Source organism: Pseudomonas sp. 2995-3 (assembly GCF_002742565.1).
Taxonomy (GTDB): domain Bacteria; phylum Pseudomonadota; class Gammaproteobacteria; order Pseudomonadales; family Pseudomonadaceae; genus Aquipseudomonas; species Aquipseudomonas edaphica.
This window is the reverse complement of the sequence record NZ_LJSB01000315.1, coordinates 68,608-85,873: the sequence shown is the minus strand read 5'-3', so window position 1 is coordinate 85,873 and position 17,266 is coordinate 68,608. Positions and strand designations below refer to the sequence as shown.

The 17,266-nt window shown below is 60.7% G+C and carries 14 protein-coding genes; 6 read left to right on the top strand and 8 right to left on the bottom strand.

Annotated elements, in window-relative coordinates:
* Window positions 1-17 precede the first annotated feature (17 nt).
* The gene (glnK, locus tag AOA62_RS27445; protein ID WP_002555808.1) at window positions 18-356 is read right to left on the bottom strand and encodes a P-II family nitrogen regulator; all 339 of its coding nucleotides are present in this window, start codon (window positions 354-356) and stop codon (window positions 18-20) included.
* A gap of 421 nt (window positions 357-777) precedes the next feature.
* Here glnK and AOA62_RS27440 point away from each other — a divergent pair, with 421 nt between their 5' ends.
* Window positions 778-1,041 carry an accessory factor UbiK family protein gene (locus tag AOA62_RS27440; RefSeq protein ID WP_058421153.1) on the top strand — a complete coding sequence of 88 codons (264 nt, stop codon included), beginning with the start codon at window positions 778-780 and terminating at the stop codon, window positions 1,039-1,041.
* A gap of 197 nt (window positions 1,042-1,238) precedes the next feature.
* Window positions 1,239-2,735 (top strand): YifB family Mg chelatase-like AAA ATPase, encoded by a 1,497-nt coding sequence (locus tag AOA62_RS27435; RefSeq protein ID WP_099550272.1) that lies wholly within the window; start codon window positions 1,239-1,241, stop codon window positions 2,733-2,735.
* Window positions 2,736-2,917: 182 nt separating this feature from the next.
* Here the strand turns inward: AOA62_RS27435 and AOA62_RS27425 are convergent, their stop codons facing one another.
* On the bottom strand, window positions 2,918-3,496 hold the full coding sequence (locus tag AOA62_RS27425; RefSeq protein WP_017135877.1) for a TetR/AcrR family transcriptional regulator: 579 nt from the start codon (window positions 3,494-3,496) through the stop codon (window positions 2,918-2,920).
* Window positions 3,497-3,608: 112 nt separating this feature from the next.
* Between AOA62_RS27425 and AOA62_RS27420 the strand changes: the two genes are divergently transcribed.
* Window positions 3,609-4,523, top strand: a complete 915-nt coding sequence (locus AOA62_RS27420) for an ABC transporter six-transmembrane domain-containing protein (protein ID WP_171045864.1) — start codon at window positions 3,609-3,611, stop codon at window positions 4,521-4,523.
* 3 nt (window positions 4,524-4,526) lie between these two features.
* On the opposite strand, the gene AOA62_RS27415 is transcribed toward AOA62_RS27420, so the two are convergent.
* Both AOA62_RS27415 and AOA62_RS27410 read right to left on the bottom strand, forming a co-directional pair.
* Window positions 4,527-6,503 (bottom strand): methyl-accepting chemotaxis protein, encoded by a 1,977-nt coding sequence (locus AOA62_RS27415; protein ID WP_099550270.1) that lies wholly within the window; start codon window positions 6,501-6,503, stop codon window positions 4,527-4,529.
* A 167-nt stretch (window positions 6,504-6,670) separates the two neighbouring features.
* Window positions 6,671-7,591 carry a LysR substrate-binding domain-containing protein gene (locus AOA62_RS27410; RefSeq protein WP_099550269.1) on the bottom strand — a complete coding sequence of 307 codons (921 nt, stop codon included), beginning with the start codon at window positions 7,589-7,591 and terminating at the stop codon, window positions 6,671-6,673.
* A gap of 136 nt (window positions 7,592-7,727) precedes the next feature.
* Between AOA62_RS27410 and AOA62_RS27405 the strand changes: the two genes are divergently transcribed.
* Complete coding sequence (locus AOA62_RS27405) at window positions 7,728-9,131, top strand: NorM family multidrug efflux MATE transporter (RefSeq protein ID WP_017135873.1); 1,404 nt, start codon at window positions 7,728-7,730, stop codon at window positions 9,129-9,131.
* A 129-nt stretch (window positions 9,132-9,260) separates the two neighbouring features.
* Here AOA62_RS27405 and AOA62_RS27400 read toward each other — a convergent pair whose 3' ends face one another.
* On the bottom strand, window positions 9,261-10,925 hold the full coding sequence (locus AOA62_RS27400) for a bifunctional diguanylate cyclase/phosphodiesterase (RefSeq protein WP_017135872.1): 1,665 nt from the start codon (window positions 10,923-10,925) through the stop codon (window positions 9,261-9,263).
* Between the two features lie 255 nt (window positions 10,926-11,180).
* On the opposite strand from AOA62_RS27400, the gene rep reads away from it, so the two are divergent.
* Both rep and AOA62_RS27390 read left to right on the top strand, forming a co-directional pair.
* Entirely contained in the window at window positions 11,181-13,190 is a 2,010-nt protein-coding gene (gene rep, locus AOA62_RS27395; protein ID WP_017135871.1) for a DNA helicase Rep, read from the top strand.
* Window positions 13,191-13,248: 58 nt separating this feature from the next.
* Window positions 13,249-13,821 carry a xanthine phosphoribosyltransferase gene (locus AOA62_RS27390; protein WP_010207474.1) on the top strand — a complete coding sequence of 191 codons (573 nt, stop codon included), beginning with the start codon at window positions 13,249-13,251 and terminating at the stop codon, window positions 13,819-13,821.
* 132 nt (window positions 13,822-13,953) lie between these two features.
* Here AOA62_RS27390 and AOA62_RS27385 read toward each other — a convergent pair whose 3' ends face one another.
* From AOA62_RS27385 to AOA62_RS27375, 3 genes are all read right to left on the bottom strand, one after another.
* Window positions 13,954-15,876 (bottom strand): acetyl-CoA hydrolase/transferase C-terminal domain-containing protein, encoded by a 1,923-nt coding sequence (locus AOA62_RS27385; RefSeq protein ID WP_017135870.1) that lies wholly within the window; start codon window positions 15,874-15,876, stop codon window positions 13,954-13,956.
* 133 nt (window positions 15,877-16,009) lie between these two features.
* A complete protein-coding gene (locus tag AOA62_RS27380; RefSeq protein WP_099550268.1) occupies window positions 16,010-16,426 on the bottom strand; it encodes a cytochrome c5 family protein in 417 nt (138 codons plus the stop codon).
* A 181-nt stretch (window positions 16,427-16,607) separates the two neighbouring features.
* Complete coding sequence (locus tag AOA62_RS27375; protein ID WP_017135864.1) at window positions 16,608-17,156, bottom strand: cupin domain-containing protein; 549 nt, start codon at window positions 17,154-17,156, stop codon at window positions 16,608-16,610.
* Between the last annotated feature and the right edge of the window lie 110 nt (window positions 17,157-17,266).

Genomic DNA, 17,266 nt, shown 5'->3' with positions numbered 1-17,266 from the left:
GTTGGGGGTTTGGCGGCTTAGATTGCGTCGGTATCGGTTTCGCCGGTACGGATGCGAATAGCCTGTTCCAGATTGACCACGAAGATCTTGCCGTCACCGATCTTGCCGGTGTTGGCCGCCTTGGTTATCGCCTCGATAACCCGGTCAAGATCCTTGTCGTCAATGGCGACATCAATCTTCACCTTTGGCAGGAAATCGACCACGTATTCCGCGCCGCGATACAGCTCGGTGTGACCCTTCTGCCGACCGAAGCCTTTGACCTCAGTAACGGTAATGCCCTGCACGCCGATCTCGGACAGTGACTCGCGTACATCGTCCAACTTGAACGGCTTGATGATGGCAGTGACTAGCTTCATGAAAACTCTCTCCCGAATTGGTGGACTTGCCCCAGGAAAACAAACCCGTCTCAAGTCTAAGCGCAGTGCCTGGCTTTGTAACGCGTCGTCGCCTCGGCATTTGCCGTTGCGACGCCAGCGAACCACTGGTGACGAAACCTGTACCCCTGATCCGTCGGCGCACTGCATTCGTCACAGCGACTGCATCAGTGCATGGGTCATGATCGTCTAAGCAGAAACCTTGCCAGCTCCGTAAAAACCACTGAAATCAGTCCTTTGCCCACTTATGCCCACCTGCGGGGCGTATTGGCGGCTGCAATGCGCACAAAAACAGTGCGCAGCCGCCCAGCCCTCTGCGCGAAAAGCGTGCGCTCGCGGCCGTGAAAGGACTATAGACGCTGCGTGATACACTGCCGGCCAACAGTTTTCCGGAATATTTCCCATGCTCGCGCCCAAAGACCTCCTCGACGCCCTGAGCGGCCACGCCTCTCGCCTGTTCAGCGGCGAAACCCCGCTGCCCCGCAACGAAATCGAAAGCCAGTTCAAGGCGCTGCTGCAAAGCGGCTTCAGCAAGCTTGACCTGGTGAGCCGGGAAGAATTTGACAGCCAGATGGTCGTACTGGCCCGCACGCGTGCGCGGCTGGAGAGTCTGGAAGCGAAGGTAGCGGAGCTGGAAGCGCGGTTGACGCCACCCGCTGCTGAATAAACCCGGCCCCTGTGGGAGCTGGCTTGCCTGCGATAGCGGTGTTGAATTCACTGGCGCTATCGCAGGCAAGCCAGCTCCCACGGTGTTCTGCGTCGCTCTTTGGATACGTTCAGTAAAACCTCCCGCCCTCGAAAGCATCTCACCTCGTCTACCCTTGAAAAACCCGCAGGAAGCGGCCTCCCACTCAAGGAACGAGCATGTCCCTCGCCATCGTCCACAGCCGTGCCCAAATTGGCGTAGAAGCCCCCGCCGTTACCGTCGAAGTGCATATGGCCAATGGTCTTCCATCGCTTACCTTGGTGGGCCTGCCGGAAACCGCCGTCAAGGAAAGCAAGGACCGCGTGCGCAGCGCCATCCTCAACTGTGCGCTGCAATACCCGGCCCGCCGTATCACCCTCAACCTGGCGCCCGCCGACCTGCCCAAGGATGGCGGGCGTTTTGATCTGGCGATTGCCTTGGGCATCCTGGCCGCCAGCGTGCAGGTGCCGGCATTGATGCTCGATGACGTGGAATGCCTGGGGGAATTGGCCCTGTCCGGTGAGGTGCGGGCGGTCAAGGGTGTGCTGCCTGCCGCGCTGGCCGCGCGTAAGGCCGGGCGCACCGTGATAGTGCCGCGGGCAAATGCCGAGGAGGCGTGCCTGGCGTCGGGGTTGAAGGTGATTGCAGTGGACCACCTGCTGCAAGTGGTGGCGCACCTGAATGGGGTTGTGCCGATTGAGCCGTATAAATCCGACGGCTTGCTGTACTTGAACAAGCCCTACCCGGACCTGAGTGAGGTGCAAGGCCAGCTTGCCGCCAAGCGCGCACTGCTGATTGCGGCGGCGGGCGCGCACAACCTGCTGTTCAGCGGGCCACCCGGCACCGGCAAGACCTTGCTCGCCAGCCGCCTGCCTGGTTTGCTGCCGCCCTTGAGTGAGCAGGAAGCCCTGGAAGTGGCGGCCATTCAGTCAGTGGTCAGCCTGGCGCCGTTGAGCCATTGGCCGCACCGTCCGTTTCGTCAACCGCACCATTCAGCGTCGGGGCCGGCGCTGGTGGGCGGCGGGTCAAAACCGCAGCCGGGGGAAATTACCCTGGCCCATCATGGCGTGCTGTTTCTGGATGAGCTGCCGGAGTTTGATCGCAAGGTGCTGGAAGTGCTGCGCGAGCCGCTCGAATCCGGGCATATCGTGATCTCCCGCGCCCGCGACCGGGTGAGTTTTCCGGCACGTTTTCAATTGGTGGCCGCCATGAACCCCTGCCCTTGCGGCTATTTGGGCGAACCCAGCGGGCGCTGTCGGTGTACGCCGGAGCAGATTCAGCGTTATCGCAACAAGCTCTCAGGGCCGTTGCTGGACCGGATCGACTTGCACCTGACCGTGGCACGGGAGACCACTGCGCTGAACCCGACCCAACACACTGGCGATAATACGGCGACGGCTTCGGCGCAGGTGGCAGAGGCTCGAGAACGCCAGCAAAAGCGCCAGGGCTGCGCCAATGCCTTTCTGAATCTGCCGGGGTTACGCGAGCACTGCACACTGGCAAAAGCCGATGAAGGCTGGCTGGAAGGCGCCTGCGAGCGACTGACCTTGTCCCTGCGCGCAGCCCACCGGCTGCTCAAGGTAGCGCGCACCCTGGCGGACCTTGAGCGGGTTGAAAACATTGCCCGGCATCATTTGCAGGAGGCCTTGCAGTACCGGCCTGCGGCAGTCGGCTAGCGCTTAATGAACGCAAATTCTGTGGCATGTGGGCTTTTGTGGCGAGCGGGCTTGCCCCGCGTTGGAGTGCGAAGCGCTCCTGATCCGGCCAATACGATTCAACCGGTAGAGCCGGGGCCGCTGCGCAGCCCAACGCGGGGCAAGCCCGCTCGCCACAGTGAAATGGTGTAAATACCGAGCCCTTATGCGGAGAAACCCAACAGCAGCTGCGCCACTTCCATGACCTCATCCAGCACCGCCTCGGCCGATTCCACAGACGGCTTGAGCATCAGGTCATCGGCATACCCCATCGCCAATGCGAAAATTTGCCGGGCCGCGCGTTGCGGCGAGTCGCAGCGAAATACACCCTCAGCCACGCCTCGCTCAATCACCTCGGCCAGCATGCCTTGCCACTGCGCGTTGATCACCAGATACGCCTGGGCCATTTGCGGGTCGTGCATGGCTTCGTCCCAGGCATCCAGCCACAACGCCCAGCCGGCATCAGCGGTGCTCGGCAGGCAATCACCTAAAAAACCCACCAGCGCCTCAAGCGGCGGCGCATCCGCCAACGGCTCGCGCACTTCATCCAATTGCTCATTGGCAAAGCGCACAAAGGCTTCGCGACGCAGTTCGTTCCAGTCGCTGAAGTAGTGATAGACGTGGCTGCGCGACAAGCCGGCATGCTCGGCCAGGTCGCGGGTGGACACATCGGCAAAACCCTTGCTGCGAAACAGCTCCAGGGCGGCGGCGATGATCTGGTCTTTACGGTCGATACGCGACATGGGCAATTCCTTCGGGCGCCGGTAGATAAGCGGCGCTTGCTTTTTGAGCGATCGCTCAAGGATACTTGAGCAGTCGCTCAATAATAGCGTCTATCACTCCTTTGGTGCACCCATGTCATCCGTGACCCCGCAAATCCTGATTGAAGAAAGCAAGAAAATCGGCCAGCAATCCGCCGGCCAAACGCTCAAGGCGATCGCCAAGGCATACCCCGGCAAGCTGTTCTGCACACTGTCACTGGTGGCGCTGGAAAATGCGCTGCTGCTGGCCTACCCGCTGTTTGCCGGGTTTGCGGTGGACTCGATTATCCGTGGCGATGCCACCAGCGCATTGTTCTATGCGTTGGTGGTGATGGCGTTCTGGGTGGTCGGCGCGGCGCGACGGGCGCTGGATACGCGCACTTTTACGCGGATCTACGCCGACCTTGCGGTGCCGGTGATTCTCAACCAACGCCAGCAGAACCACAGCACCTCAAAATCCGCCGCGCGGGTGGTACTTGCGCGCGAATTCGTCGACTTCTTTGAAAAACACGTGCCGATTATCGCCACCGCGCTGGTCTCGATTATTGGCGCAGCGGTGATGCTGATCGTGATTGAGCCGTGGGTCGGCCTGGCGTGCCTGGCCGCCCTGCTGCTGTGCATGACGCTGCTGCCACGCTTTGCCCAACGCAACCAGGCGCTGCATGAGCGCCTGAATGATCGCCTGGAGAAAGAAATCGGGTTAGTCGAAAAAGTCGGCGCACCGACCTTGCGTCGCCACTACCACGTGCTGTCACGCCTGCGCATCTGGCTGTCTGACCGCGAGGCCGCCGCGTACCTGTTTCTCGGCACGCTGGCAGCCCTGCTGTTTGTGGTCGCGATCAGCCAGTTGGCTTTGTCGCCGGCGGTCAAGGCCGGCCACATCTACGCGGTCATGACCTACCTGTGGACCTTCGTCACCAGCATGGACGAGGCACCGGGGATGGTCGACCAATTGGCGCGCCTAAAGGATATCGGCAAGCGCGTGGACCCAGGCCTGGGCGAGCATTAAGCCTTAACGAAAACGGTCGACCTCCTGCCGCAAGCCTGCCGCCAGGGTTTCCAGTTCCTTGGCGGTAATGGCCAGGTTCGACACCACTTCGCGCTGTTCGCTGTTAGCCAATGCGATGCTTTGCAAGTTGCTGCTCAGCACGTTGGCCGTGCTGCTCTGCTCCTGGGTCGCGGTGGTAATGGCGGCAAACTGCTGGCCTGCCGAACGGCTTTGCTCGTCGATGCGCGCCAGGGCCGAAGCGACGTCGGCGTTGCGCGACAGGCCTTCCTGCATCAACACGTTGCCATGTTCCATGGTGCTGATGGCGTTGCCGGTTTCCTGCTGGATGCTTTGGATCATCACCGAGATTTCGTCGGTGGCCTGGCGCGTGCGCGAGGCCAGGTTGCGTACTTCGTCGGCAACCACCGCAAAGCCCCGGCCTTGTTCACCGGCCCGCGCCGCCTCGATGGCGGCGTTGAGCGCCAGCAGGTTGGTTTGCTCGGCAATCGAGGTGATCACGCCGACGATTCCGCCAATTTCCTGGGAGCGCTGGCCCAAGGTGTTGATCACCGTGGCCGTGCTGTTGAGGGCGGTGGCGATATGCTCCAGCGACGACGACGCCTCTTGCATTGAGGTGCGGCCAATACGCGTTTGCTGGGCGTTTTCCTGGGCCAGTCGCTCGGTATTGCCCATGTTGTCGGCAATGTTCAGCGAGGTGGCGCTGAACTCTTCCACTGCGCCAGCCATGCTGGTGATTTCGCCGGACTGCTGCTCCATGCCCTCATAAGCCCCACCCGACAGGCCGGACAACGCCTGAGCCCGGCTGTTGACCTCTTCGGCCGCTTTACGGATGTGCGAGACCATGGTCGAGAGTGCTTCGCCCATCTGGTTGAAGCTGCTCGCCAACTGGCCGATTTCATCATGGCTGGACACATTCAAGCGTGCGCTCAAATCGCCAGCGCCCAAGGCTTCGGCCTGGCGCACCAAGTCGCTCAAAGGCTGCAACTTGCTGCGCAGCAACCACACCGCCGCGCCTACTGCCAGCAACATCGCCAGTACGCTGCCGATCACCAGTCGAATACCCACCGCCCAGGTGACTGCACGTATTTCGGACTTCGGCATGCTCGCCACCACCGACCACGGGCCGCCTTCGAACGGCACCGCGACACTGTAGAAATCTTCGTCCTTGTCGCTCCAGAAGCGGCCTTTGCCTGGGTTCTTGGCCAGATCAAGTATCACCGGGACCGCCTGATCCAACGCCTGCACACCCGCCGGTGGCACCAGCCAGTGCTTCTGTTCGTCCAGCAAGGCAAGCGAGCCAGTCTGGCCGATACGGAAGCGCTTGAGGTTGTCGAACTGGGCCTTTTGCTCATCGGTGTAATCAAAGCCGATAAACAACACGGCGATCACCTTGCCGGCGGCATCGCGCACGGGGCTGTACTGGGTCATGTAGGCGCGATCGAACAACACCGCCCGCCCGATGTAATTCTGCCCGGCCAACAGGCGCTGGTAGGCCGGATGCTGGTGATCCAGCACAGTCCCGATGGCGCGATTGCCATCTTGTTTGGTCAGGGAGGTACTGATGCGAATGAAGTCTTCGCCACTGCGCACAAACACCGTGGCCACGCCGCCGGACATCTGCTTGAACTCGTCCACCTCCGCGAAGTTGTTGTTCAACACCTCATCGCCCAACAGCAGACTCGGGGTCTGCACACCGGCCACGGAGACTTGCTGGTCCGCGCGCACACTCAAGCCGGCGCCAAAGCGCTTTTCAAACAGCCCGCTCAATCGCTGAGTGCTCTCGCGCAAGGTGCTGTGAAAGGTGTTGAGTTGGTCGGCCAGCAAGCGTGCCTCGCTGGCCAGGTGTTCCTCGCGGGTGTCGAGGTTGGCCGAATCCAAGGAACGCAGGGCAAAAACAGTACTGCCGCTGATGACGACCGCCAAAATAACGGCCAAGGCGAGGCCTAACTGGGAGGCGATCCGAGCGCGAGGTTGAGACATGACAGCTCCTGGCCGAGGCCAGGATCATCCTGATCTCTTAGCGCAGCTCGGCAAATTATCTGGTGGGAAACGCTGGAAAATAAGGGTTCCAGCACACCTTATTCGGCAAGCGCAGACAATACTTGAGCGATTTACAGGGGTACCGCGCAAACGATTGCACCGAAGCGCTAGGCCAGGCGTTCAACCTGGGGCAATTCCATGGCATTGACTTCGCCTTGAAGAAACTCCGCCAATCGCCGCAAACGCTCGCCACCGGGACGGGTTTTCGGCCACACCAGGTAGTAATTTTCCCCACTGGCCACCGCCGTCGGCCACGGCAGGCTCAAACGGCCCTGGGCCACATCTTCGGCCACCATCAGCAAATCGCCCATGGACACGCCGTAACCCCGCGCGGCGGCGATCATGCCCAACTCCAAGGTATCGAACACCTGCCCACCCTTGAGCGACACCTGGGACGACAACCCCATGTGCTCCAGCCAATTGCGCCAGTCACGGCGGTCGGGTGTGGGGTGCAGCAGCTCGGCGCTTGCCAGACGCGGGACGTCCCACGGCCCGTCATTGAGCAGGTTGGGCGCACCCACCGGGATCAGCAGTTCGGGGAACAGGTAGCAGGCCTCCCAATCCGCCGGAAAGTGCCCGTAGCTCAGTAATACAGCGCAGTCGAAGGGTTCCTGGTTGAAGTCCACTTCATCCACGCTCATCCATGCACTGGTCAGTTGCACTTCATTGCCAGGCTGCAAGGCGCGAAAGCGACTGAGCCGCGCCAGCAACCAGCGCATGGTCAGGGTCGATGGCGCCTTCATGCGCAGGATGTCGTCTTCGGCGTTCAGGGTGTGGCAGGCGCGTTCCAGCGCCGCGAAGCCTTCGCGCACGCCGGGCAACATCAGGCGCGCCGCTTCGGTGAGCTGCAGGTTGCGGCCACTGCGCTGGAACAGGCGGCAGGCGAAGTGCTCTTCGAGCGTGCGGATATGCCGGCTGACAGCACTTTGCGTGATGGAAAGCTCATCCGCCGCACGGGTAAATGAGTTGTGCCGGGAGGCGGCTTCAAAGGCGCGCAAGGCATACAGCGGCGGTAGACGGCGTGCCATAGAAGAACCCCCTCAGATCAATACCCAACCCTACCATGAGTTTTAATCATGCGAATGATCGCTTTTATCCTTTTGTGTAATGCCTCGGGAGCGCCGAGAATCAGCCCTTTCCCAACCCTCTGACTTTTTGAGTGTGATGATCATGCAACATCCGGTGCGTACTGAACTCTGGGCCATTCTGCGGCTGTCGGGGCCGTTGATTGCCTCACAGTTGGCGCACATGCTGATGGTGCTGACCGACACGCTGATGATGGCCCGCCTGAGCCCCGAAGCCCTGGCCGGTGGCGGCTTGGGCGCGGCGAGCTATTCGTTCGTCGCGATCTTCTGCATCGGTGTGATTGCCGCCGTCGGCACGCTGGTCGCCATCCGTCATGGCGCCGGTGACATCGAAGGCGCCACTCGCCTGACCCAAGCAGGTCTTTGGTTGGCGTGGTTGATGGCGTTGGTGGCCGGCTTGCTGTTGTGGAATCTCAAGCCCGTGCTGCTGATGTTCGGCCAGACCGAAACCAACGTGCAGGCGGCTGGGCAATTCTTGACCATCCTGCCGTTCGCCCTGCCCGGCTACCTGAGCTTCATGGCCTTGCGCGGTTTCACCAGCGCCATCGGCAAGGCAACGCCGGTGATGGTGATCAGCCTGGGCGGCACGGTACTCAACTACTTGCTCAACCATGCCTTGATCGAAGGCATGTTCGGTCTGCCGAAGCTCGGCCTGATGGGCATCGGCCTGGTAACAGCGATCGTCGCCAACAGCATGGCCCTGGCGCTGATGTGGTACATCCGCAGCAACCGGGCTTACGCAGCCTACCCGCTCGGCGCGGGCCTGCTGCGCCTTAACACTCAGTATCTGCGTGAGCTATGGCGCCTGGGCCTGCCGATTGGCGGCACCTATGCAGTGGAGGTCGGTTTGTTTGCCTTCGCGGCGTTGTGCATGGGCACCATGGGCAGTACGCAATTGGCAGCGCATCAGATTGCCCTGCAAATCGTTTCGGTGGCGTTCATGGTGCCGGCGGGGATGTCCTACGCGATTACCATGCGCATCGGCCAGCATTACGGCGCCGGGCAATTGCTGCAGGCGCGCATGGCCGGGCGGGTCGGCATCGGTTTTGGCGCGTTGGTGATGTTGGGATTTGCCGTTGTGCTGTGGCTGTTTTCCGATGCGCTTATCGGGCTGTTTCTGGACCATAACGACCCAGCCTTCCACGACGTCATCGTGCTGGCGGTCAGCCTGTTGGCCGTGGCGGCGTGGTTTGAGTTGTTCGACGGCGTGCAAACCATTGCCATGGGCTGTATTCGCGGGCTGAAGGACGCCAAGACCACCTTCCTGGTGGGTTTGGGTTGCTATTGGCTGATCGGCGCGCCGTCTGCTTGGTTGATGGCGTTCACCCTGGGCTGGGGCCCAACGGGCGTGTGGTGGGGTTTGGCGCTTGGGCTGGCGTGTGCGGCCGTCAGCCTGACGTGGGCGTTTGAGGCGAAGATGAAGCGGATGATTCGGCAGGAGCCTGAAGTGCGCACGCAATTCCCGGCCATGCAACCAGACTAGAGAATGTACTCGGCCAATGTGGGAGCTGGCTTGCCTGCGATGGCGGTGTGTCAGGTGCCAAATTGGCTGGCTGGCCCACCGCTATCGCAGGCAAGCCAGCTCCCACATTTTTGATTGGGTTTACAACCTTCAGCCCAGCAGCGCCTGCTGGCTCTTGCCGAACGTCAAATACTCCACCAGCTCCGGCAACGGCAACGGCTTGCTGATCAGGTAACCCTGGGCCTGATCACACCCAAACAGCCGCAACAACGCCAGCTGTTCAGGGGTTTCCACCCCTTCGGCCACCACTTCCAGGTTGAGGTTGTGGGCCAGGTTGATCATGGCATGCACCAGCTTGCGGTTTTCTTCGCGCTCTTCCATGCCGCCGACGAAGCTCTTGTCGATCTTCAGCAAGGCAATTGGCAGGCTGTTGAGGTGCACGAATGAGGAAAAACCGGTGCCGAAATCATCCAGGGAAAACCGCACACCCAAACGGCCAAGGGCGTCCATGGTCTGCTTGACCAAGTCACTGCGGCGCATCACGGCGGTTTCGGTCAGCTCGAATTCCAGCCACTGGGCTTCGACACCACGCTCGGCGATCAGCCGGCTCAACGTCGAAAGCAACTGGCTGTCCTGGAATTGGCGAAACGACAGGTTGACCGCCATATGCAGCGGCGGCAGGCCGCGTTCGCGCAGGTCTTGCATATCGCGCAAGGCCCGCGAGATCACCCAGTAACCCAATGGCACAATCAGGCCACTCTGTTCGGCCAAGGGCACGAATTCGCTGGGTGGCAACAGGCCACGCTCGCCGTGGCGCCAGCGCACCAGCGCTTCCAGGCCGACGATATGCCCGTCGTCCAAATCCAGGCGCGGCTGGTAATGCAGCTCCAGTTCGTCGCGGCGCAGAGCACGGCGCAGCTCACTTTCCAGGTCGGCCAGGCTGCGGGCGTTGCGGTTGATGCGTTCGTTGAAGATGTGAAAGGTACAGCCCTGGGTACTCTTGGCCTGCTGCATGGCGATGTGCGCGTGCCACATCAGCGGGTCGGCCCCGGCGCGGGCACGGGCATGTGCCACGCCCAGGCTGCAGCCGATCAGCAGGCTTTCGCCATCCACCCAATACGGCTCGGCCATGGCTTCGGTAATGCGCTCGGCCATCCACTCGGCGCGCTGGGGCGCACGGCGGGTGTCGATCAGCAGGGCGAATTCGTCGCTGCCCAGGCGCGCCAGTTGGTCACCGGCTTCGAGTTGGCTCTTGAGCCGCGAGACCACTTGCAGGATCAAACGATCGCCGGCCTGATGGCCCAAGGCGTCGTTGGCGTGACGAAAATTGTCGAGGTCCAGATGGCCGAGGGCCAGGCCACGGCCTTCGTTTTCAGCCAGGCGCGCCGCCAGCAAGGTCTGGAAACCCTGGCGGTTGGCGATACCGGTCAGCGGGTCCTGTTCGGCCAAGCGCTGCAGGGTGTTTTCCAGCACGCCGCGCTCACGCACGTGGCGCAGGCAGCGGCGCAAGGTATCGGTATCCAATGCACCAAAGACCAGCCAATCGCTCACACCCAGCGGTGAAACCAGCGGTTCCTGCTCCAGCAGCAATATGCACGGCAGGCTGCAACGGCCTGGGCCGGGTTGCAGGCTGGGCGTGGTCAATAACACGGCACTGTGGTCGTCATCGAACAGACGACTCACCGAGTCCCAGTTGGGCGCGCTGACCAGCACAGCCCCATCGCCCATCGGCGCCAGGCACTCGCGCAACAACGCTGCCCACGCTGGCTCATCGGCCAGTAGCAGCAAACGCAAGGGTTCGACAGGCGTAGACAAGCTAGCTCCCTAGACTCTGCAAAATTTTTTGGCGGCGGGCATTATGACGCGCGGCCTGATAATCACCAATGATAAGGGTTATCAAATACGCTAACGGTATACATTCGCTGCAGTTACCCGTCACATCCTGCGGCAAAGTATCAAAACCGGCAAATTTAGATCGAGTGGTACGTCACACCGTCGTTCTAAAGCAGCAGAATCTTGCCAGCCTGTTAAAATGCCCGCCCTTTTGAACAACGACTCCCTGATTTCTGTATGTCCCGACTCAATCCCCGGCAGCAAGAAGCCGTGAACTACGTCGGCGGCCCTCTATTGGTGCTCGCCGGTGCTGGCTCCGGCAAGACCAGCGTGATCACCCGCAAGATCGCGCACCTGATCCAGAACTGCGGCATCCGTGCCCAGTACATCGTCGCCATGACCTTTACCAACAAGGCCGCGCGCGAAATGAAGGAGCGTGTCGGCACGCTGCTCAAGGGCGGCGAAGGCCGTGGCCTTACGGTGTGCACGTTCCACAACCTGGGCTTGAACATCATCCGCAAGGAGCACGTGCGGCTGGGCTACAAGCCGGGCTTCTCGATCTTCGACGAGACCGATGTGAAGTCGCTGATGACTGACATCATGCAGAAGGAATACGCAGGCGACGACGGCGTGGATGAGATCAAGAACATGATCGGCGCCTGGAAAAACGACCTGATCCTGCCCCCCCAGGCCCTGGAAAACGCGCGCAACCCCAAGGAACAGACCGCCGCCATCGTCTACACCCACTACCAGCGCACGCTCAAGGCGTTCAACGCGGTGGACTTCGACGACCTGATCCTGCTGCCGGTAAAGCTGTTCGAGGAACACGCCGACATCCTCGAAAAATGGCAGAACAAGGTGCGCTACCTGCTGGTGGACGAATACCAGGACACCAACGCCAGCCAATACCTGCTGGTGAAAATGCTCATCGGCACGCGCAACCAGTTCACCGTGGTAGGCGACGACGACCAGTCGATCTACGCCTGGCGTGGCGCGCGCCCGGAAAACCTGATGCTGCTCAAGGACGACTACCCGTCCCTGAAAGTGGTGATGCTGGAGCAGAACTACCGCTCCACCAGCCGTATACTGCGCTGCGCCAACGTGCTGATCTCCAACAACCCCCACGAGTTTGAAAAACAACTGTGGAGTGAGATGGGCCATGGCGACGAGATCCGCGTGATCCGCTGCCGCAATGAAGACGCCGAAGCCGAGCGCGTGGCCGTGGAAATCCTCAGCCTGCACTTGCGTACCGACCGGCCCTACAGCGATTTCGCGATCCTGTATCGCGGCAACTACCAGGCCAAGCTGATCGAGCTGAAGTTGCAGCACCACCAGGTGCCGTATCGCCTGTCGGGCGGCAACAGCTTTTTCGGACGCCAGGAAGTAAAAGACCTGATGGCCTACTTCCGGCTGATCGTGAACCCGGATGACGACAACGCCTTCCTGCGCGTGATCAACGTGCCGCGTCGGGAAATCGGTTCGACGACCCTGGAAAAGCTCGGCAACTACGCCACCGAACGCAAGATCTCGATGTACGCCGCCACCGACGAAATCGGCCTGGGCGAGCACCTGGACACGCGCTTCACCGATCGCCTGTCGCGCTTCAAACGCTTCATGGACAAGGTACGCGAGCAGTGCGCCGGCGAAGACCCGATCAGCGCCCTGCGCAGCATGGTCATGGACATCGACTATGAAAACTGGCTGCGCACCAACAGTTCCAGCGACAAGGCTGCGGATTACCGCATGGGCAACGTCTGGTTCCTGATCGAGGCGTTGAAAAACACGCTGGAGAAGGACGAAGAAGGCGAGATGACCGTCGAAGACGCCATCGGCAAGCTGGTGTTGCGCGACATGCTTGAGCGCCAACAGGAAGAAGAAGACGGCGCCGAAGGCGTGCAGATGATGACCCTGCACGCGTCCAAGGGCTTGGAATTCCCTTACGTGTTCATCATGGGCATGGAAGAGGAAATCCTTCCGCACCGCTCCAGCATTGAAGCTGACACCATCGAAGAAGAACGGCGCCTGGCCTACGTGGGCATTACCCGCGCACGTCAGACACTGGCCTTCACCTTCGCCGCCAAGCGCAAGCAATACGGCGAAATCATCGATTGTGCCCCCAGCCGGTTCCTGGATGAACTGCCGCCGGACGATCTGGCCTGGGAAGGCAATGACGACACCCCGACCGAGGTGAAGGCCGTTCGCGGCAACACCGCCTTGGCGGACATACGCGCGATGTTAAAGCGCTAGAATCGACTACTTTTTAATCTACTTTCGGCGCACACCGCGCCATTAGAGGAAGCTTTCCGTGGAAGCACTGCACAAGAAAATTCGCGAAGAAGGCATCGTGCTTTCCGATCAGGTCCTCAAGGTTGATGCCTTTCTGAACCACCAGATCGACCCGGCACTGATGAAGTTGATCGGCGACGAATTCGCCGCGCTGTTCAAGGACTCGGGCATCACCAAGATCGTCACCATCGAAGCCTCGGGCATCGCCCCGGCGATCATGACCGGCCTGAACCTCGGCGTACCGGTGATCTTCGCCCGCAAGCAACAGTCTCTGACCCTGACTGAAAACCTGCTGTCGGCCACTGTGTATTCCTTCACCAAGAAGGTCGAAAGCACCGTGGCGATTTCCCCACGTCACCTGACCAGCAGCGACCGCGTGCTGGTGATCGACGACTTTTTGGCCAACGGCAAAGCGTCCCAGGCGCTGATCTCGATCATCAAGCAAGCCGGCGCGACCGTTGCAGGCTTGGGGATTGTGATTGAGAAGTCGTTCCAGGGTGGCCGTGCGGAGCTGGATGCGCAGGGTTATCGGGTTGAGTCGCTGGCGCGGGTGAAGTCGCTGGCCGGTGGCGTCGTCACCTTCATCGAGTAATCACTGCCTGAACTCGATTAAAAATGTGGGAGCTGGCTTGCCTGCGATGAGGGCCTGACAGTCGACAACTCTGTCGACTGACACTCCGCTATCGCAGGCAAGCCAGCTCCCACATTTGATTTTTGGTGCCTGTCAGTGCGCGGTGGCTTGGAGGCCAGCAAGCAGCAAGCGCTGATACAGATCCTCTTTCAACCCCTCCGGCTGATCCAGCCGCATGCGCTTCAAATGCTCGGGAAACGCCTCCGGCTCCGGTGCATCCAGTGCCGCCCGGCCCAATTCCAGAATCTCCGTCAGCTTGAATTTGCTCTTGAGCCAGTTAAGGGCGCGCAACAGGTCCCGTTCCTCATCGGTAAAATCAGTGCCCAACGGATATTCCGGAAACAACCGGCGATGCCGCGCCTGAATGCCCTTGAGCCGCTCCGGCGTATTCTCAGTAAAACGTGGGTCCAGTTCGAAGTCCTTGGCCAGCTTGCCAGCCTTTTGCGCCTGTTCGATCAGGTCGTTCTGGAAGCGCGAGTCGGTGACCTTGAGCAAGGCCTCGATCACCTTGGCATCCGTCTGACCGCGCAAGTCGGCAATGCCGTATTCGGTAATGACGATATCCCGCAGGTGCCGTGGGATGGTGCAGTGCCCGTACTCCCAGACTATATTGGAACTGACCTCACCCGCCGACTCGCGCCAGCTGCGCAGAATCAGGATTGAACGCGCGCCCTCCAGCGCATGGCCTTGCGCAACAAAGTTGTACTGCCCGCCCACGCCGCTGAGTACGCGACCGTCTTCGAGCTGGTCGGCCACGCCCGCACCGAGCAGCGTCACCATGATCGCGCTGTTGATAAAGCGCGCATCCAGGCGTTGCAGACGCTTGAGTGCTTCCTGCCCGTACAGCTCGTTGATGTAGCTGATGGCGGTCATGTTGAATTCGAGGCGTTTGGCGTGAGTCATTTCCTGCAAACGCTGGTAAAAGCTGCGCGGCCCGAGGAAGAAACCGCCGTGAATGGAAACACCGTCGGGCTGCGCGGCGTCATCCAGGGTGCCGGCGTTGGCCTGCTGCTGGGTCGTCACATCCGGGTAGACCTTGCGCCGAATAATCCCGGCATCGGCCAGCACCAGCAGGCCGTTGACGAACATTTCGCTGCATCCATAAAGGCCACGCGCAAAGGGCTCGACACCGCCTTCGCGGCTGATCAAAGGCGCCCACTGGTAAACATCCAGATCCGTCAGCAACAACCGGTAGGCTTCGTTATCGGCCTGGCGCGCCAGTAAGGCGGCGGTCAGCGCATCGCCCATAGAGCCAATGCCAATCTGCAACGTGCCGCCATCGCGCACCAGGGTGCTGGCATGCAAGCCGATAAAGTGGTCTTGAAAGCCGACCGGCATATTCGGTGTGGAGAACAACGTGGTGCTGTCCTTCTCGTCGATCAGGTAATCGAAGGCGTCCATACCCAGTTCGGCATCGCCGGGCATATAGGGCAAATCGCTGTGAACCTGGCCGACGACGAGGATGGTTTCGCCTGCTTCGCGGCGCTTGGCGATCATCGGCAGCAGGTCGAGGGTGATATCGGGGTTGCAGCTCAAGCTCAGCCGGTCGGGGTGTTCGGCGCTGCTGGCGACCAATTGCGCCACCAGGTTCAAGCCGGCGGCGTTGATATCGCGGGCAGCGTGGCTGTAGTTGCTGCTGACGTAGTCCTGCTGCGCCGACGCGCTATGCAGCAGGCTGCCGGGCTGCATGAAGAACTGCTGCACACGGATGTTCTTTGGCAGGCTGTCCTTGTGCAAATCCGCCAGGAAATCCAGCTCGGGATAGTCGCCGAATACCCGCTCGATAAAGGGTTCGAGAAAGCGCTTCTGCAAGCCGTCACCCATGGTCGGGCGGCCCAGGGCCAGTGCGGTATAGATCGTCAGCTCGCGCTCCGGCAGCTTGGCGATACGCCGGTACAGCGCATTGACGAACAGGTTGGGCTTGCCCAGACCGAGCGGCATGCCCATGTGGATATGCGCCGGCAAGCGTGCCAGTACGTCGTCAACTGCTTGCTCGATTGAACACAACTGCACCATCCGACCCTCCTGAACATTCCGTGATTAGGGGTTGGACCGAGCTTGCCGGGTCTTTGCTGCAATGAACAGCGTTGAAGTACAAATCGCAGGCACAAAAAAGCCGCTGGTCAGCGGCTTTTTGGCGAAGATCGGTTTATTTCAGCCCCGACATCTTCTCGATTGCGCCTTTCAGCTCAGCATCCGAGCAATCGGCGCATGTGCCTTTTGGCGGCATGGCGTTCAAGCCGGTGATCGCCTTGGCCAGCAGGCCGTCGAGGCCGCCCTGGTGGTCGGCGCGGTCTTTCCAGGCCGCGTTGTCACCGATCTTCGGTGCGCCCAGCAAACCCGTGCCGTGGCACGCATTGCAGTGCTTGGCAATCACGTCATCCGGCGTCTTCGCGCCACCGCCGCCGCCCGCAGCCACGGCAACTTCCATCCCTTTGCATTCCTGGCCCTGGACACACACCTGGCCGACAGGCTCCAGGCGCTTGGCAATTTCATCATTGGTCGCAGCTTGAGCGCTGACAGCCCATAGGGCCAGTACGGTTGCTGGTGCAGCCAGCATTTTCATAATTAGGTTCACGCGTTCACCCTCAATGGTGGCTATTCACGCCTGCGGCCACGGTTTCGCAGGCGGCGAAAGTATAACGGTTAGCCCGTCATGCCGAAACAACCCTATTAAATAAAGGGAGATTCGGCCTCACGGTTACAGCAACGGGTGTGTCTGCAACGCTGGCAGCACGCCTCTTCTGTCAAAAGTTCGCAGGTGTGGCTGCGCTGATTAGCCGCGCCGGCACGTCGAACGGGTTGCGAAAACGATGCGGCTTGGTGCTTTCAAAGTAGTAGCTATCGCCGGCTTCGAGCACAAAAGTTTCAAGACCGACCACCAACTCCAGGCGACCTTCCACCAGAATCCCGGTTTCTTCGCCTTCGTGGGTGAGCATTTCTTCGCCCGTGTCGGCGCCCGGCGGGTAGATCTCGTTAAGAAACGCAATCGCCCGGCTGGGGTGCGCGCGCCCGACGAGTTTCATGGTGACGGCGCCGTCCGAGATGTCGATCAGCTCATTGGCTTTATAGACGATCTGCGTCGGTTTTTCCTGGAGGATCTCTTCGGAAAAGAACTCGACCATGGACATGGGGATGCCGCCCAGCACCTTGCGCAAGGAACTGATCGAGGGGCTGACACTGTTTTTTTCGATCATCGAAATGGTGCTGTTGGTGACACCCGCGCGCTTGGCGAGCTCACGCTGGGAAAGACCTTTGAGTTTACGGATGGATTGCAGTCGTTCGCCGACGTCCAATGCAGGAGCCTCCTAGGATTCAGGCTTTGTTGTAGTTGAGCGTTATCATGGCGACAGCGTTCAGTATTTACAACACTTGGACCTAAATCCCGGTGGGCTCTGCTCGTAGG

What these genes read in the sequence shown, in the direction of transcription:
- AOA62_RS27405 (WP_017135873.1), top strand. Translation starts at nt 7,728, where the DNA reads ATGATCATGCAACATCCGGTGCGTACTGAACTCTGGGCCATTCTGCGG.
- AOA62_RS27420 (WP_171045864.1), top strand. Translation starts at nt 3,609, where the DNA reads ATGTCATCCGTGACCCCGCAAATCCTGATTGAAGAAAGCAAGAAAATC.
- AOA62_RS27410 (WP_099550269.1), bottom strand. Translation starts at nt 7,591, where the DNA reads ATGGCACGCCGTCTACCGCCGCTGTATGCCTTGCGCGCCTTTGAAGCC.
- AOA62_RS27440 (WP_058421153.1), top strand. Translation starts at nt 778, where the DNA reads ATGCTCGCGCCCAAAGACCTCCTCGACGCCCTGAGCGGCCACGCCTCT.
- AOA62_RS27415 (WP_099550270.1), bottom strand. Translation starts at nt 6,503, where the DNA reads ATGTCTCAACCTCGCGCTCGGATCGCCTCCCAGTTAGGCCTCGCCTTG.
- AOA62_RS27385 (WP_017135870.1), bottom strand. Translation starts at nt 15,876, where the DNA reads ATGGTGCAGTTGTGTTCAATCGAGCAAGCAGTTGACGACGTACTGGCA.
- AOA62_RS27380 (WP_099550268.1), bottom strand. Translation starts at nt 16,426, where the DNA reads ATGAAAATGCTGGCTGCACCAGCAACCGTACTGGCCCTATGGGCTGTC.
- rep (WP_017135871.1), top strand. Translation starts at nt 11,181, where the DNA reads ATGTCCCGACTCAATCCCCGGCAGCAAGAAGCCGTGAACTACGTCGGC.
- AOA62_RS27425 (WP_017135877.1), bottom strand. Translation starts at nt 3,496, where the DNA reads ATGTCGCGTATCGACCGTAAAGACCAGATCATCGCCGCCGCCCTGGAG.
- glnK (WP_002555808.1), bottom strand. Translation starts at nt 356, where the DNA reads ATGAAGCTAGTCACTGCCATCATCAAGCCGTTCAAGTTGGACGATGTA.
- AOA62_RS27435 (WP_099550272.1), top strand. Translation starts at nt 1,239, where the DNA reads ATGTCCCTCGCCATCGTCCACAGCCGTGCCCAAATTGGCGTAGAAGCC.